Raw genomic sequence first — 14,527 nt, forward strand, 5'->3', positions numbered from 1 at the left:
CCACCGAGATCTACACCCATGTCCTGGAGGAGCGCCTGCGGAGCCTTGTGCTGGAGCATCACCCGCTCGCCCGCGACAGCTGAGCGGCTTGCACGGTCACGCCGCGGGCCTCATAAGAGACATCGCTTCACCACGCATCAACGGACCCGAGGATGGATCCCGCACAATCCATGATCGACACCGCCTTCTGGCTGACCTCCGGGGGCATCATCCTGCTGCTGATGCTCTCGGCCTTCTTCTCGGGCTCCGAGACGGCGCTGACGGCGGCCTCGCGGGGGAAGCTCCGCGCACGCGCCGACAAGGGCTCTCGCGGGGCCGAACTCGCGCTCGAGATCACCGAGGACAACGAGCGGCTGATCGGGTCGGTGCTGCTGGGCAACAACCTCGTCAACATCCTGGCCGCCTCGCTCGCCACCGCGCTCTTCACCAAGCTTTTCGGCGAATCCGGCGTGGCGCTGGCCACGCTGGTGATGACGCTGCTGGTGCTGATCTTCGCGGAAGTGCTGCCCAAGACCTACGCGATCACCAACTCCGAGGCGGCGGCGTCGCTCGTGGCGCCGATCATCCGCGTGATCGTACGGGTGTTCTCGCCGATCGTGTCCGCGGTGCGCTTGCTGGTGCGCGGGGTGCTGCGCCTGTTCGGTGTGAAGACCGACCCCGACAGCCATATCCTCGCCGTGCGCGAGGAGATCGCCGGCGCGCTCCATCTCGGCCACTCCGAGGGCGTGGTCGAGAAGGAGGACCGCGACCGCATCCTGGGCGCGCTCGATCTGGGAGAACGCACGGTGGAGGAGATCATGCTCCACCGGTCGCGCATCGAAATGCTGGACGCCGAGGCGGAGCCTTCCGAGGTTCTGCGCCAGTGCCTCGAAAGCAGCCACACCCGCCTGCCCGTCTATCGCGGCGAGCCCGAAAACATCGTGGGCGTCGTCCATGCCAAGGATCTGCTGCGCACGCTCTACAAGCGCATGTCCGCCCCCGAAGAGGCCACGCTGACCACGACGCTCCAGTCCTTCGACATCGCCGAGGTGATGATGGAGCCCTACTTCATTCCCGACACCACGGCGCTCGACGACCAGATCCGGGAATTCCTGCGGCGGCGGTCGCATTTCGCGCTGGTGGTGGACGAATACGGCTCCATCGAGGGGCTGATCACGCTCGAGGATATCCTCGAGGAAATCGTGGGCGAGATCACAGACGAGTTCGATCCCGACGGCGACCACACGATCCGCAAGGCCGAGGACGGCAACTACATCGTGGACGGCTCGATGACGATCCGCGACCTGAACCGCGCCACGGAGTGGTCGCTGCCCGACGAAGAGGCCAATACCGTGGCGGGGCTGGTCATCCACGAGGCGCAGATGATCCCCACCGTGGGGCAGGTCTTTTCCTTCCACGGCTTCCGCTTCGAGGTGACCGGCCGCAAGGACAATCGCATCACGAAACTCAAGATCCGCCCGCTCTGAGCCCGCTCCGGGCGGCGGCCATGGGCGGGACCGCGCGCGTCAGCCTGCCCTGCTCGCGGCAGCGCTCGGCGCGTCCTCCTCCAACTCGTCCTCGTCGTTCACATGCGCCACCCGGGCGCCGGACTTGGATCCGGTGACCACGCCAAGGGATTTCAGCTTGCGGTGCAGCGCGCTGCGTTCCATCCCGACGAAGCTCGCCGTGCGCGAGATGTTGCCACCGAAGCGATTGATCTGGGTCAGAAGATACTCGCGCTCGAACGCCTCGCGCGCCTCGCGCAGCGGCATCGTGGCCACCGCGCCCGAAAGCACCACGCGCCCGTCCTCGGCGGTGCCCGGCGCAACTTCCTGGGGCAGTTCGTGCGCGGCGATGGGCCCGGACCCGTCGCCGAGGATGAGAACCCGCTCGACCAGGTTCTTGAGCTGGCGCACGTTTCCGGGCCAGATCATCGTCTGCATGAGCGCCACCGCCTCGTCGGTGAGCTCGCGGCGCGGAAGGCCCTGCGCCTGGTGGATCTCGTCCACGAAATGCCGCGCGAGCAGCGGGATATCCTCGCGCCGGTCCTCGAGCGCGGGCACCGAGATCGGCACCACGTTGAGGCGGTGATAGAGTTCCTGCCGGAACCGGCCCGCGCCGATCTCGGCCTCGAGGTCGCGGTTGGTGGAGGAGATCACGCGCAGATCGACGCGCACCTTGTCGGCGCCCCCCACGCGCTGGAATGTCTGGTCCACCATGACGCGCAGGATCTTCGACTGGGTGCCGAGCGGCATGTCCGCCACCTCGTCGAAGTATAGAACGCCGCCATGCGCCTGCTCCAGCAGGCCGGGCTCCACCCCGCGGTCGGTTGTCTCGCGGCCGAAAAGCACCTCTTCCATGCGCTCGGGAGCGATCGAGGCGCAATTCACCGTGACGAACGGCGCCTGCGCGCGGCCCGACCGGGCGTGGACATAGCGTGCGGCCACCTCCTTGCCTGCACCCGCGGGGCCGGTCAGCATCACCCGCCCGTTGGATTTCGTGACCTTGTCGAGTTGGCCCAGCAGCGCGCGGAAGGCCGGGCTTTCACCGATCATCTGCGTCTCGCGGGCGTCGCGGCGCTTCAGGCTCTGGTTCTCGCGGCGCAGCCGCGAGGTTTCCATCGCGCGGCGGATCACCACCATGAGCTGGTCGATGTTGAACGGCTTCTCGATGAAGTCGTAGGCGCCCTGCTTGATCGCCGCCACCGCGATCTCGATGTTGCCGTGACCCGAGATGATGACCACCGGCACGTCCGGGTTGTCGCGCCGCACGCTTTTCAGGATGTCGATCCCGTCCATCCGGCTGTCCTTCAGCCAGATGTCGAGGATCAGAAGCCCGGGCGGCTCGGCGTTGATCGCCGCCATCGCCTCCTCGGAGTTGCCCGCCCGCCGGGTCGCGTAGCCCTCGTCCTCCAGAATGTCCGCGATCAGTTCGCGAATGTCGCGCTCGTCGTCCACAATCAGGATGTCACTCATGCCCTTGCCTCTCCTCTTATTCTGCGGCCGCCGCCCGCGCGCCCCCGGCCAGCGGCAGGCGGATCACGGCCATCGCGCCGCGGTGCTCCGACCAGTCGAAGGCCGGCGCGTCCTCCAGCGTGAGGGTGCCGCCATGCTCCTCGATGATCTTCTTCACGATGGGCAGGCCGAGGCCGGTGCCCTTCTCGCGGGTGGTCACGTAAGGCTCGAAAAGCCGCGCACGGTCCTCCGGCAGCCCCACCCCGTTGTCGGCAAGGCGCACCGTCGCCCAGCCGCCCTTGGCCTCCAGCGACACGCGGATTTCCGGAACGTGCCCGTCGGGCGCGCCTTTTTCCTGCAGTGTTTCAATCGCTTCACCGGCGTTCTTGATCAGGTTCGTCAGCGCCTGCCCGATCATGGTGGCGTCCAGCTCGGCGATCAAAGGCGTCTCGGGCAGCGCGATGTCGAAGCGCACGCCCGGCTGACCGGCCTCCTGCAACAGCGCGGCGTCGCGCACCAGCGCGACAAGGTCCTCGCTGCGCCGCTCTGGCTCCGGCATCCGGGCGAATTTCGAGAACTCGTCGACGATGCGCCTCAGATCGTCGGTCTGGCGCACGATCACCTCGGTCATCGCGTCGAGCTGCGCGGCCTCGTCCTCCGACAACCCCTTGCGGAACTTGCGGCGAATGCGCTCTGCCGAGAGCTGGATCGGGGTGAGCGGGTTCTTGATCTCGTGGGCGATGCGGCGCGCCACGTCGCCCCAGGCGGCGAGACGCTGCGCCGCCACGAGATCGGTGACGTCGTCGAAGGCCACCACGAACCCTTCCAGGCTTCCATCCTCCCGGCGCCGGGGGGCGATGCGGACCAGCAGGTTCTCCAGCCGGCCCCCGCGCGAGACCTTGATCTCTTCCTGGGCCACCTCGGCGCGGCCCGAGCGCACCCGCTCGAACAGCTCGCCGAATTCCGGCACCGCGACGGAAATGGGCACGAGGCGGCGGTTCTCCTCCCAGCCCAGAAGCCGCTCGGCGGAGCGGTTGACGAAGGCCACGCGGCCCGTCGCGTCCACGCCGACGACGCCCGAGGTGACCGAGCTCAGAACCGAGTCGAACAACCGGCGGCGACGCTCGATCTGGCGCGTGTTGTCGAGCAGCTTCTCGCGCTGGATCTTGAGCTGCCGGGTCATCTGGTTGAAATACCGCCCCAGCATGGCGATCTCATCGTCGCCCTCTTCCTCCCGGACCTGAACGTCCAGATCGCCGGAGCCCACACGCTGCGCCGCCCCCGCAAGCCGGCCCACCGGCCGCGACAGCCGCTCGGCGAACCAGAGCCCCAGCCAGACCGACGCCAGGATGAGGATTACCGCGAAGCCGAGGTAGAGAAGCCCGAACTCGAAGAGCACCCGGCCGCGTTCGCTTTCGAGCTGCTGGTAGAGCCGCACGGTCTCCTGCGTCTCGTCGAGCAGGCTCAGAAGCTCCCCGTCCACCTCGCGGCTGACGTAAAGATAGCGGTCGGCGAACCGGGTCAGCGGCACGAGGGCGCGGAACTCGTTGTTGTCCCAGTCCTCCACGATCGCCACGCCTTCCCCGGCCGCCGTGTCGAAGGCCGCGCGCGCCGGTTCTTCGTAATCGAAGAGGTAGGAGCGTTCGCCCCGGGCGCGGATCTCTCCCGCGCCGTCGATCACGTAGGCCTCACGCAGCCCGCGCTGGATCTGCGCCTGCCCCTGGGCGAGCAGAACGCGCAGGTCGCCGTCGCTCATGAGGAAGGTGGCGCGATTGTCGGATTCGAGATAGCGGGCGAGCGCGCCCGCATCCTCGGCAAGGTCGCGGCGGTGCTCTTCCTCGTAGGCCTGCGCGGCGGCGAGGCTCGAGCCCAGCACGCTGCGCACCCGGTCGGAAAACCATCCCTCAAGGCCGATATTGACGGTGAGACCGGCGAAGACGGCCACGCTGACCGTCGGGATGAGCGCCATCAGCGCGAAGACGCCGGTCAGCCGCAGGTGCAGCCGAGATCCGGCCGACTGCGCCCTCCGTGCCGCGATCATCTGCACCACACGCTGCAGCACCAGCGCGGCCACGACGAGGACGTAGACGAGATCGGCCAGCAGCACGAGACGCAGGCCGAGCGACGCCGCGCCCTGGTCGAACGGCCCCAGAACGAGGAAGGTGACCAGCGCGAGCACGGGGCCCAGGATCACCAGGCCGAGCGTCGCGGCATTCTGCACCCGCCGCTGACGGCGCAGCCGGTTCACCCGGCTCCAACTCAAGCGCTGTGCCCCAAAGGCCACGACTGTCCTCGCCTGCTCTCGGCGCCACAGGGCACCGCACCGCCACATTTTGTGGTCCTGCCGGTGCGGACAGCGGGGCTGCCGCGCCGGGGCCACGGGTCTGTTGCCCTTTTACATCAATTTGCGGCGCCGTGTCACGCGAATCTCGAGGTCGTTGACCTTCTTGCGAAGCGTATTGCGGTTGATGCCGAGAAGGTCGGCGCATTTGGCCTGGTTTCCGCCCGTGGCGTCGAGCGCGATCTCGATGAGCGGCGCCTCCACCTCGCGCAGGACGCGCTGGTAAAGGCCGGGCGGCGGCAGCATCGCGCCATGCAGGTCGAAATAGCGCCGCAGGTGGCGCGCCACCGAGGCCGAGAGCTTCTCGCCGTCGGCCCCCCGGCCTTGCAGGACCGGCTCGGTGCCCGGCTGATCGCCGAGGACCTGTTCGACCTCGGCGCGCGAGATATCCTCGGCGCGCGAGGTCAGGCTCAGCCTGCGGACCGCGTTCTCGAGCTGGCGCACGTTCCCCGGCCAGCTGTAGAGGCGGACAAGCTCTTCCGCATCCTCGGAAAATCGCCGCCGCGGAGCGCCTTCGCGCTCGGCGCGGGCGAGGAAATGCTCGGCCAGCAGCGCGATGTCCTCCACCCGCTCGCGCAGCGCCGGGACGTGCAGGGTGGCCCCGGTGAGGCGATAATAGAGATCCCGGCGCAGCCCGCCCTCCTCCATCGCGGCGGCCAGGTCCGCCTGCGAGGTGGCCATGAACCGCGGCACATGCTCGCCCGGCGCATCCATCATGCGCACGATGCGGGCCTGCACGTCGTCCTCGAAATCCGCGATCTCGTCGAGCAGAAGCGTGCCGCCCTTGGCCCGCGCAAGCACCCGCGCCGGACCCTCGAGGTCGCGCAGGTCCGCCGCGGCGACGGTGACGAAGGGCAGCGTGCGGCGGTCCGAGAAATCGTGGATGGCCCGGGCGATCAGCGATTTCCCGGTGCCCGATTCGCCGGTGATGAGGACCGGTATGTCGGCGTTCATGACCCGCGCCACCAGGCGGTAGAGCGCCTGCATGGCGGGCGTGCGCCCGACCAGCGGCAGCTCGCCGTCCTCGGCGGGCACGTCGTCCACCGGCACCGACGGCGCGCGGCGGCGCGTCTCGAGCGCGCGGGCGGTGCGCTTCATCAGGTCCGGCAGGTCGAAGGGCTTCGGCAGGTAGTCGTAGGCTTCCGCCTCCGCGGCCTGGATCGCCGTCATGATCGTGTTCTGCGCCGAGATCACGATGACCGGCAGATCCGGGCGATCCTGGGCGATCTTCGGCAGCATCTCGAGCCCGTTCCCGTCGGGCATCATCACGTCCGAGATGACCACGTCGCCCTTCCCCTCGCTCACCCAGCGCAAGAGCGTCGTCAGCGAGGAGGTGGCGTGCACCTTGCATCCCGCGCGCGTCAGCGCCTGCGTCAGCACGGTGCGGATCGTGCGGTCGTCGTCGGCGACGAGAACGGTGCCGTCCATCAGGGGGTCTCCTTCCTGGGTTGGGGCGCACGGGCGAGCGATATGCGAAAGACGGTGCGTCCGGGCACGGAGCTGACCGAGATCCAGCCGCCGTGATCCGAGACGATCTTGCTGACGAGGGCGAGGCCCAGCCCCGTGCCGTTGTCGCGGCCCGAGACGAAGGGCTCGAAGATGTCGCCGGCCAGCTCTCCGGGCAGGCCGGGGCCGTCGTCGATCACCTCGATCTGCAGGGGCAGCGCCTGGCCGCCGCCATCGGCCCGGCGCAACTTGAAACTGTGCTCGAAATAGGTGTGCAGACGGATCGTGCCGCCCTCGCGCCCGGCGGCCTCGGAGGCGTTCTTAAGGAGATTGAGAAACACCTGAAGCAACTTGTCGGGATCGCCGAGCGCCTGCGGCAGCGAGGGGTCGTAATCCTCGACGATCGTCATGTGGGCGCCGAAACCCAGAAGCGCCGAGCGCCGCGCGCGATCGAGCACGTCGTGGATGTTGAGCGGCCTGAGATCGGGCGGCGTGGCGTTTCCGAACTGTTCGACCTGTTCGAGCAGCTTCACGACGCGGCGTGTCTCGGCGACGATAAGATCCGTAAGTTCAAGGTCGTCCGCGCCGAGGTTCATCGACAGAAGCTGGGCGGCCCCAGCGATCCCGGCCAGCGGGTTCTTGATCTCGTGGGCGAGCATCTCGGCCATGCCGATGGCCGATTTCGCGGCCGACTTCACCGAATGGCTGACGGTCATGCGCCCGGCCAGCTCGCGCGGCGCGATCAGCAGGACCATCGCCCCCGGCGCGCCCGACAGCGGCGCAATCTGGAGGTTGCACTGAAGCGGCGGCCGCTCGCCCGTGCCGACGTCGACGTCGTTGACGAAAAGCGTGGCGTTGTCGCGGCGCGCCCGCTGGAAGCTTTCCTCGATCGGGGCGTCCACGGCCAGCCTGTCCCAGACCGGCTGGCCGGACAGGGACTTCGCGGAGGTGTTGAAGAACCCTTCGGCGGCGGGATTTGCCGCGCTGATCCGATCCGCCGCGTCGATCAGGACGGCGGGCACCGGCAGCGAGTTCCAGATCGGCCCGTCGAGGCTCATGCCGCGCGCCTTTCGCGCGGGGCGAGCGCCTCGGGCAGATGCGCCAGCACCTCTCGCGGCGCGCCGGTCAGGACGGCGCGGCGCAGCGCGGGCGCGGTTCCCGCGCCGTCCATGTACCACCCGAGATGCTTGCGCGCGACACGCTCGCCGATCTCGTTGCCGTAAAAGCTCAGCATCGCCTCGTAATGCCTTGCCACCAGATCGGAAAGCTCCCGCCCTTCGGGGGCCGCCGGCAGCGGCCGCGCGGCCAGGCGCGCGGCGATCTGCGCCAGAAGCCAGGGCCGCCCCTGCGCGCCGCGCCCCACCATCACGCCGTCCGCGCCCGATGCGCGGAGCGCGGCGCGCGCGCTCTCCGCCCCGGTGATGTCTCCGTTGGCGATCACCGGGATGCGAACCGCGGCCCGGACGCGCGCGATGGCGCGCCAGTCGGCACGTCCCTTGTAGAACTGGCACCGCGTGCGCCCGTGGATCGTGATCATCTGCACGCCCGCCGCCTCGGCCCGCCGCGCGATCTCCGGCGCGTTGAGGCACTGCTCGTCCCAGCCCAGACGGGTCTTGAGCGTGACCGGCACCGACACCGCGCCGACAACCGCCTCGATCAGGCGGAGCGCGCGCTCGGGCTCTCGCAGAAGCGCAGAGCCCGACAGCCCGCCCACCACCTTCTTGGCGGGACACCCCATGTTGATGTCGATCAGGCGCGCGCCGTTGGCTTCCACCATCCGCGCGGCGTCCGCCATCCAGCGGGGATCGCGCCCGGCAAGCTGCACGGCGGTGCCCGCCCGGTCGAAGCCCAGTTCCGCACGCTCGCGCACCCCCGGTTTCGCCTGCACCATTTCCTGGCTGCCCACCATCTCGCTCACCACGAGGCCCGCGCCGAAAGAGGCCACCAGATCGCGATAGGGCCGATCGGTGATGCCCGCCATGGGGGCGAGGAACACGGGTGGGTCGAGGGTGCGCCCTGCCAGAGTAATGCTCAACTGCCTAATCCTTGTGCACGCCCTCCAGCTAACCCGTGCCAAGGCGATGGACAAGTTGCCCGCGACGCTTTTGACCCGCGCCACCCGCCGTCTGCCCATTTCTTGGGCGCTCGACGCCGGGACATTGCCTTGCGTCGAAGCAGCGCCTAGACAACCGGCAGGCAAAGCCGGGAGACGCCATGCGCATCGCCGCCATCATCGTCGCCGCGGGACGCGGTTCGCGCGCGGGCGGGGGGACGCCGAAGCAATGGCGCCCGCTCGCCGGGCGGCGCGTGGTCGACTGGGCCGTCGCCGCGTTCGCACGCCATCCCCGCGTCGCCGAAACCATGCTCGTCATCCATCCCGGGGACCGGGCGCTCGCCCCCGGGGACGTCCGGCTCGTCGAGGGCGGCGCGACGCGCGCGGCCTCCGTCCGGGCGGGGCTCGAGGCGCTCGGGGGCAGCGATGTCACCCATGTGCTGATCCATGACGTCGCGCGCCCCGGCGTGTCGGCCGCGGTGATCGACCGGGTGATCGCGGCCCTTGCGACCGCGGACGCCGCGGCACCCGCCCTGCCCGTGACCGATGCGCTGTGGCGCGGGGCGGCCGGCCGGGTCGCGGGAACCGCATCTCGCGAGGGCCTCTGGCGGGCGCAGACGCCACAGGGCTTCCGCCTCGCACCGATCCTGGCCGCCCACCGGCACCATGACGGCACGGCCGCCGACGATGTGGAGGTTGCGCGCGCCGCGGGCCTCGAGGTCGCGATCGTTCCGGGCGAGGAGGCCAACCTGAAGATCACCGCGCCCGAGGATTTCGCGCGGGCCGAACGGGAGATGACGGGAATGCAGCTTCGGCTCGGGAATGGCTACGACGTGCACCGTTTCGGCCCCGGCGACCACGTGATGCTGTGCGGCGTGAAAGTGCCGCATGGCAAGGGGTTGGCGGGCCATTCGGATGCGGATGTGGGGATGCACGCGGTCACCGACGCGCTTTACGGCGCGCTGGCCGAGGGCGACATCGGCCGGCATTTCCCGCCATCGGACCCGCAATGGAAAGGCGCGGCGAGCCACATCTTCCTCGCCCATGCCGCGGATCTCGTGGCGGAGCGCGGCTGGCGGATCGCCAACATCGATTGCACGCTGGTGTGCGAGCGCCCGAAGATCGGGCCGCATGCCACTGAAATGCAGACCGAACTCGCGCGCATCGCGGGGATTGATCCCGTCTGCGTGAGCGTGAAGGCCACCACCAGCGAGGGGCTGGGCTTCACCGGCCGGGAGGAGGGCATCGCCGCGATCGCGACGGCCGCCCTGGTGCGGCCATGAACCGGCTCGTCGCCACCGTCTTCGGGCTGGGCCACCTGCGCCCGGGCCCGGGCACCTGGGCCTCCGCGGCGGCCCTGCCCATGGCCTGGGCGCTTCACGCGCTGGGCGGCTTCGCCGTGCTCGCGCTGGCCACGGTCGCCGTGGCCGCGCTGGGATGGCGCGCGGTGGCGGCGGAGCTCTCGGGCCGGCCGGAGGAGGACCCATCGGAATTCGTCGTGGACGAAGTCGTGGGCCAATGGATCGCCATCTGGCCGGTCTCGGCGGGCGCCACGCTTCTCGGCCTGCCGGTGACGGCGCTCTGGCCGGGCTGGCTCGCCGCCTTCCTCCTTTTCCGTTTCTTCGATATACTGAAGCTTGGGCCGGTCGGCTGGGCGGACCGGTGCCACGGCGCGACGGGCGTCATGCTCGACGACATCCTCGCAGGCGTCCTTGCCGGGCTCGGCGTGGTCCTTCTTGCCGCCTTCGCCCATGGAGTGATGATGCGATGATCACGCAGCAGACCCTCGTCATGCGCTACCGCGATGCGGGCCGTCGCATCACGACGGCGGAAAGCGGCACGGGGGGCATGCTTTCGGCGCGCATCCCCGAGCAGCCGGGCAGTTCCCACGTCTTCGAACGGGGCTTCGTCACCTATTCCAACCGCGCCAAGCAGGAGATGCTGGGCGTGGAGGCCGAGACGCTCGCGGCCCAGGGCGCGGTGAGCGAGGCGGTGGCGCGCGAGATGGCCGAAGGCGCGCTCGCACGGGCGCACGCCGATGTCGCGATCGCCATCACCGGCATCGCCGGGCCGGGCGGATCCGAGACGAAGCCCGAGGGCCGCGTCTGTTTCGCGCTCGCCGTGGAGGGGCGCAAAACGCTGATCCAGACGGTGGAGTTCGGCCCCCTCGGTCGCGAGAACGTGCGCCGCGCGTCGGTGGATCACGCCATGTCGATGCTCGACGCGGTGGTCGACGGCGCGCCCTGACCCTAGCCCACCGTGGCCGTGCCGGGGCTGCCGTAAAGGTCATACGCCCGCGCCTCGAACGCGCGCACGATCCGCTGCATCGCCTCGTAGAAGAAGAGCCCCGCGGCACGCTGCATGATCCGGTTCTTGAACTCGAAATCCACGTGGAAGCTCACCTCGCACCCCTCGGGCCTGTCGCGGAATTTCCAGTTGGAGTGCATGTGGCGGAACGGGCCGTCGAGATATTCCGTGTCGATCCGCCGCGTGTCGGGCCAGAGCGTCACGCGGCTGCCGAACCGCTCCCGGAACACCTTGAACGAGATGACGAGATCGGCCTCCATGATCTCGCCCGTCTCGCCGTCGGGCGACGTCACGGGGCGGCGCGAGCGCACCCGGGCCGCGGCCGTCCATGGCAGGAACTCGGGATAGCGCGCGACGTCGGCCACCAGGTCGTACATCTGCGCTGCGCTGTAGGGCAGCGTGCGGGTTTCGGAATGGGTTGGCATGCCTTGGGGCCGATTTCCTCCGTGACAGTGGCCGCCCATGTCGTATGGTGCGGCCGGAAAATCAAGGGGCAGGCATGGCGGAGCGGCCTTATGTCATCGACGAGCTGATCTCGGCGAAGGCCATCGCGGCGCGCATCGAGGCGCTCGCCCACGAGATCGAGCGCGCCTTCGCGGGCACCGACAAGCTGGTGGTCGTGGGGCTTTTGCGCGGCTCCTTCGTGTTCATCGCCGATCTCGTGCGCGAACTCGATCTGCCGGTGGAGGTCGATTTCATGGAGACGTCCTCTTACGGCAACTCCACCGAATCGAGCCGCGAGGTGCGTATCCTGAAGGACCTTCGCGGCAAGATCGCGGGGCGCGACGTGCTGGTCGTCGAGGATATCGTGGACACGGGCCACACGCTGGCCCACGTTCTCAACCTTCTGACCTCCCGCCGGCCTGCACGGCTCAAGAGCATCGCGCTTCTGGACAAGCCCGCGCGACGCGAGGTGGAGGTGGTGGCCGACTGGACTGGATTCGAGATCCCAGATGCCTTCGTGGTGGGCTACGGCATCGATTACGCTCAGCGAAACCGCAACCTGCCCTATATCGGCGTCATCAGGTGGGTCTGAGCCATGCCTCAGAATGCCAAGCATCTGTTTTTATTAACCTTGCCTTCTTGCCGCAACACGGCGCCATGCCCTAATATAGCATTGAAGTGCTGCACGGGTGCTGCATCAGTGCTGCACGGCAAAGGAGGCCCCCATGCCCAAGTCGAAGAAATTCGCCTTCACACTCGCGAGGCTGCGCGCTCTCGAGCCCGAGGGCGGCGTCGCCGTCTGGTGGGATACCGAGCAGCCGGGGCTCGGCTGCCGCGTTGCCCGCGCCAAGGACGGCAAGGTGATGCGCCGCCTGTTCGCCCAGGTCCGCGTCGTCGCAGGCGCGCAGCGCAAGATCACGCTTTGCGACGTCGTAGAGGTCCACTCCGCGAAGGCTCTCGCCAATGTCCGAGAGGATGTCGCCGAATATCGCCGGCAGGCCAAGCGGGGCGTCGACCCGGTCGAGGAGCGCAAGATCGAGCGCGCGGCAGCTGAAATCCGCGCTGCGGAGGATCAGAGGGTCGAGGAGTTTGCGGAGACCTTCCTCACTCACCCCAAGGGCGCGGGGCGACACGCAGACGGCGGTGCGTACGCCCGCTACGCCATCGGCAAGCTGGTGACAGCCCTGGGTGCAACGCCCGTGCGCGAGATCGAGCTCGAGGACCTCGAAAGGCTGCAGGCCGATCTGGCGAGACGCCTGTCGGGAGCGACGGTCAACCGCATCTTCTCGGACGTGTCGAAATTCTTTACTCTCGCCAAGAAGCTGAAGCTCATCAAGGACCGTCCGACCGTCGGCCTCGAGTACTTCGAGGAGGCGCCGAGGGAGGAGGTGCTGAGCATCGACGAGATGAAGGCCTTCTGGAGGGCGCTGGACGTCGTCGAACGGAACCGGCAGGCAGCCAGCGGCACGCCGGTCGAGGTCTTTGTGGATGCCATCAGGCTGCTGTGCCTGACGGGCGCCCGTCGGAATGAGGCGCTTGGTGCGCGCTTCGAGGAGTTCGACCTCACGCCTCGGGCGGCGCGATGGAAGCGCCCTGCCCTGCGCATGAAGGCGCGCAAGGCGTCGGACGTCCCGCTATCTGAGCCGGTAGCCGAGATCGTGCGGCGTGCGAAGGCCCGGCAGAAGAGCGAGGCGTGGGCGTCACGCAACCCGTACGTGTTCCCGGCCATCGGCCGCGGCGAGCCGAAGCACATCACGCATCTGCGCGGCGTCTTCCTCGCAACGAAGGACGTGGCGCTCCTGGGCGAGCGCGACTTCCGGCTGCATGACATCAGGGCGACCTTCGCCACGCGGCTGATCACCGAAGCGGAACTTCCGCCGGCGCTGGCGGCCAAGCTGACCGCCCACGCCGCGCCCGCGGGCGACATCCTCCAGCGCACCTACTTGCGGGTGCAGGACGAGCCTCGTCTCCGAGAGGCTCTGGACGTGGTCGCGGAGGCTTGGGGAGCGACGCTCGAGCCGCGGGATAACGTTGTGGCACTGGCGCGTTAGCTTGATATCGCGCCCGTTGCATCAGGTGTCATTCGGCCTTGTTCTTCGAATGCGTCAAGAAACGGGCTAGCGCCCGCGCCAACCTGCCCCCGATTTCCTCGGCAAGGTGGTCCAACGACGCGGTCGGCAGTCTGGCCGGCAACCAAGGAGGACCCATGACCGACTTCATATGCGAGTACAACGGTATCCTCGTCCCCTCGCCCCGCACAGCGAAGCAGTGCGCACGTGAATCCATGATTTCCTCGTGCTGAGCGACTGGCAAACGCTCCGACAGGTGATCGTCGAGCCGCGCTATGCATCTGTCATCATCGCTGCGGTCCTGCGAGATCAACTGAAGGAGGCGCATCATGACCGCCAAGACCCTGCAACTGAAGCGAGCCCGGCTTGCGCTGTCGTGAGGCCAAGACGGCGGTCGAGCGGCAGATGATTGGCTTCAACCTCGCCCGCGTCTCCGAGGAGGACGCACCGGTATTCTGGGCGATCGTTCAGAAGAAAGAAGACGCCCTCGGGGAACTCGCCGCAGCGCGGGCTGCCGACCAGCCGCTGCAGACGAAGGTGGAGGCATGACCAGCGTCGTGATGATCTACCTGGAGGACGAGGAAGACTGGCTGTCACGCATCACAGAGACGCAACCCCGGGCCATGACTAACCTGCTCGATGAGCAGCTGCGCGAGGAAAGGGAGGCGCGGGAGATGGCCGAGCCCGACCGCGAGGACGGGCGGTGACCTTCTTTGTCCCCGAGACGGTCGTCGCGGAGGTTCCGGCGACGAAGACGGTCTTCGTGCGACGGGCGGCGGAACGCTGCGTGTCTCCTCTGAGGATCAAGCGCCTGCGCGCTCTTTTGCTGATCGAGGAGCTGACCTTGCGTCAGTAGAAGAGCACGATGAAGCCGCTCCACGACGGGACGATCCTGGTTCCGCTGCGCAGGCTTACCCGGTCAGCTACGCTGCTG

Annotated in this window: 15 protein-coding genes, 1 pseudogene and 1 riboswitch; of the genes and pseudogenes, 10 read left to right on the plus strand and 6 right to left on the minus strand. The window is 68.5% G+C overall.

The window, feature by feature from the left end; translation table 11 throughout:
- A pseudogene (locus tag AB6A65_RS11095) lies at positions 1–83 on the plus strand (recombinase XerD); the annotation flags it as partial.
- Between the two features lie 69 nt (positions 84–152).
- Positions 153–1,466, plus strand: a complete 1,314-nt coding sequence (locus AB6A65_RS11100) for an HlyC/CorC family transporter (protein WP_371038449.1) — start codon at positions 153–155, stop codon at positions 1,464–1,466.
- Between the two features lie 39 nt (positions 1,467–1,505).
- Here the strand turns inward: AB6A65_RS11100 and AB6A65_RS11105 are convergent, their stop codons facing one another.
- From AB6A65_RS11105 to dusB, 5 genes are all read right to left on the minus strand, one after another.
- Positions 1,506–2,954 carry a sigma-54-dependent transcriptional regulator gene (locus AB6A65_RS11105; RefSeq protein ID WP_371038450.1) on the minus strand — a complete coding sequence of 483 codons (1,449 nt, stop codon included), beginning with the start codon at positions 2,952–2,954 and terminating at the stop codon, positions 1,506–1,508.
- Between the two features lie 16 nt (positions 2,955–2,970).
- Entirely contained in the window at positions 2,971–5,265 is a 2,295-nt protein-coding gene (locus AB6A65_RS11110; RefSeq protein WP_371038451.1) for an ATP-binding protein, read from the minus strand.
- 63 nt (positions 5,266–5,328) lie between these two features.
- Positions 5,329–6,702: a response regulator gene (locus AB6A65_RS11115; RefSeq protein ID WP_371038452.1), complete on the minus strand. Its 1,374-nt coding sequence runs from the start codon at positions 6,700–6,702 to the stop codon at positions 5,329–5,331.
- The gene (locus tag AB6A65_RS11120) at positions 6,702–7,778 is read right to left on the minus strand and encodes a nitrogen regulation protein NR(II) (protein ID WP_371038453.1); all 1,077 of its coding nucleotides are present in this window, start codon (positions 7,776–7,778) and stop codon (positions 6,702–6,704) included. The genes AB6A65_RS11115 and AB6A65_RS11120 overlap by 1 nt, the downstream gene beginning before the upstream one ends.
- Entirely contained in the window at positions 7,775–8,755 is a 981-nt protein-coding gene (gene dusB, locus AB6A65_RS11125) for a tRNA dihydrouridine synthase DusB (protein ID WP_371038454.1), read from the minus strand. Before dusB ends, AB6A65_RS11120 begins: the two co-directional genes overlap by 4 nt.
- Positions 8,756–8,934: 179 nt before the next feature.
- Between dusB and AB6A65_RS11130 the strand changes: the two genes are divergently transcribed.
- From AB6A65_RS11130 to AB6A65_RS11140, 3 genes are read left to right on the plus strand one after another with little or no spacing between them, the layout of a single operon-like run.
- A complete protein-coding gene (locus AB6A65_RS11130) occupies positions 8,935–10,056 on the plus strand; it encodes a bifunctional 2-C-methyl-D-erythritol 4-phosphate cytidylyltransferase/2-C-methyl-D-erythritol 2,4-cyclodiphosphate synthase (RefSeq protein ID WP_371038455.1) in 1,122 nt (373 codons plus the stop codon).
- Complete coding sequence (locus tag AB6A65_RS11135) at positions 10,053–10,544, plus strand: phosphatidylglycerophosphatase A (protein ID WP_371038456.1); 492 nt, start codon at positions 10,053–10,055, stop codon at positions 10,542–10,544. Before AB6A65_RS11130 ends, AB6A65_RS11135 begins: the two co-directional genes overlap by 4 nt.
- Positions 10,541–11,020 (plus strand): CinA family protein, encoded by a 480-nt coding sequence (locus tag AB6A65_RS11140; protein ID WP_371038457.1) that lies wholly within the window; start codon positions 10,541–10,543, stop codon positions 11,018–11,020. The genes AB6A65_RS11135 and AB6A65_RS11140 overlap by 4 nt, the downstream gene beginning before the upstream one ends.
- Positions 11,021–11,022: 2 nt before the next feature.
- Here AB6A65_RS11140 and AB6A65_RS11145 read toward each other — a convergent pair whose 3' ends face one another.
- Positions 11,023–11,505, minus strand: a complete 483-nt coding sequence (locus AB6A65_RS11145; RefSeq protein ID WP_371038458.1) for a type II toxin-antitoxin system RatA family toxin — start codon at positions 11,503–11,505, stop codon at positions 11,023–11,025.
- Between the two features lie 74 nt (positions 11,506–11,579).
- Here AB6A65_RS11145 and hpt point away from each other — a divergent pair, with 74 nt between their 5' ends.
- The 5 genes from hpt (at position 11,580) to AB6A65_RS11170 (ending at position 14,449) form a co-directional block, all read left to right on the plus strand.
- Positions 11,580–12,116 (plus strand): hypoxanthine phosphoribosyltransferase, encoded by a 537-nt coding sequence (gene hpt, locus AB6A65_RS11150; protein ID WP_371038459.1) that lies wholly within the window; start codon positions 11,580–11,582, stop codon positions 12,114–12,116.
- A gap of 133 nt (positions 12,117–12,249) precedes the next feature.
- Entirely contained in the window at positions 12,250–13,575 is a 1,326-nt protein-coding gene (locus AB6A65_RS11155) for a tyrosine-type recombinase/integrase (protein WP_371038460.1), read from the plus strand.
- A gap of 46 nt (positions 13,576–13,621) precedes the next feature.
- Positions 13,622–13,731, plus strand: a riboswitch (SAM-I-IV-variant riboswitch).
- A 228-nt stretch (positions 13,732–13,959) separates the two neighbouring features.
- Positions 13,960–14,142 carry a hypothetical protein gene (locus AB6A65_RS11160; RefSeq protein ID WP_371038461.1) on the plus strand — a complete coding sequence of 61 codons (183 nt, stop codon included), beginning with the start codon at positions 13,960–13,962 and terminating at the stop codon, positions 14,140–14,142.
- Positions 14,139–14,300, plus strand: coding sequence for a hypothetical protein (locus AB6A65_RS11165; RefSeq protein WP_371038462.1), 162 nt, complete (start codon positions 14,139–14,141; stop codon positions 14,298–14,300). The genes AB6A65_RS11160 and AB6A65_RS11165 overlap by 4 nt, the downstream gene beginning before the upstream one ends.
- Entirely contained in the window at positions 14,297–14,449 is a 153-nt protein-coding gene (locus tag AB6A65_RS11170) for a hypothetical protein (protein WP_371038463.1), read from the plus strand. The genes AB6A65_RS11165 and AB6A65_RS11170 overlap by 4 nt, the downstream gene beginning before the upstream one ends.
- The last annotated feature ends 78 nt before the right edge of the window (positions 14,450–14,527 follow it).

The organism is Rhodosalinus sp. FB01 (assembly GCF_041365715.1).
Classification (GTDB): Bacteria; Pseudomonadota; Alphaproteobacteria; order Rhodobacterales; family Rhodobacteraceae; genus Rhodosalinus.

What these genes read in the sequence shown, in the direction of transcription:
- AB6A65_RS11100 (WP_371038449.1), top strand. Translation starts at nt 153, where the DNA reads ATGGATCCCGCACAATCCATGATCGACACCGCCTTCTGGCTGACCTCC.
- AB6A65_RS11105 (WP_371038450.1), bottom strand. Translation starts at nt 2,954, where the DNA reads ATGAGTGACATCCTGATTGTGGACGACGAGCGCGACATTCGCGAACTG.
- AB6A65_RS11110 (WP_371038451.1), bottom strand. Translation starts at nt 5,265, where the DNA reads ATGTGGCGGTGCGGTGCCCTGTGGCGCCGAGAGCAGGCGAGGACAGTC.
- AB6A65_RS11115 (WP_371038452.1), bottom strand. Translation starts at nt 6,702, where the DNA reads ATGGACGGCACCGTTCTCGTCGCCGACGACGACCGCACGATCCGCACC.
- AB6A65_RS11120 (WP_371038453.1), bottom strand. Translation starts at nt 7,778, where the DNA reads ATGAGCCTCGACGGGCCGATCTGGAACTCGCTGCCGGTGCCCGCCGTC.
- AB6A65_RS11130 (WP_371038455.1), top strand. Translation starts at nt 8,935, where the DNA reads ATGCGCATCGCCGCCATCATCGTCGCCGCGGGACGCGGTTCGCGCGCG.
- AB6A65_RS11135 (WP_371038456.1), top strand. Translation starts at nt 10,053, where the DNA reads ATGAACCGGCTCGTCGCCACCGTCTTCGGGCTGGGCCACCTGCGCCCG.
- AB6A65_RS11140 (WP_371038457.1), top strand. Translation starts at nt 10,541, where the DNA reads ATGATCACGCAGCAGACCCTCGTCATGCGCTACCGCGATGCGGGCCGT.
- AB6A65_RS11145 (WP_371038458.1), bottom strand. Translation starts at nt 11,505, where the DNA reads ATGCCAACCCATTCCGAAACCCGCACGCTGCCCTACAGCGCAGCGCAG.
- hpt (WP_371038459.1), top strand. Translation starts at nt 11,580, where the DNA reads ATGGCGGAGCGGCCTTATGTCATCGACGAGCTGATCTCGGCGAAGGCC.
- AB6A65_RS11155 (WP_371038460.1), top strand. Translation starts at nt 12,250, where the DNA reads ATGCCCAAGTCGAAGAAATTCGCCTTCACACTCGCGAGGCTGCGCGCT.
- AB6A65_RS11165 (WP_371038462.1), top strand. Translation starts at nt 14,139, where the DNA reads ATGACCAGCGTCGTGATGATCTACCTGGAGGACGAGGAAGACTGGCTG.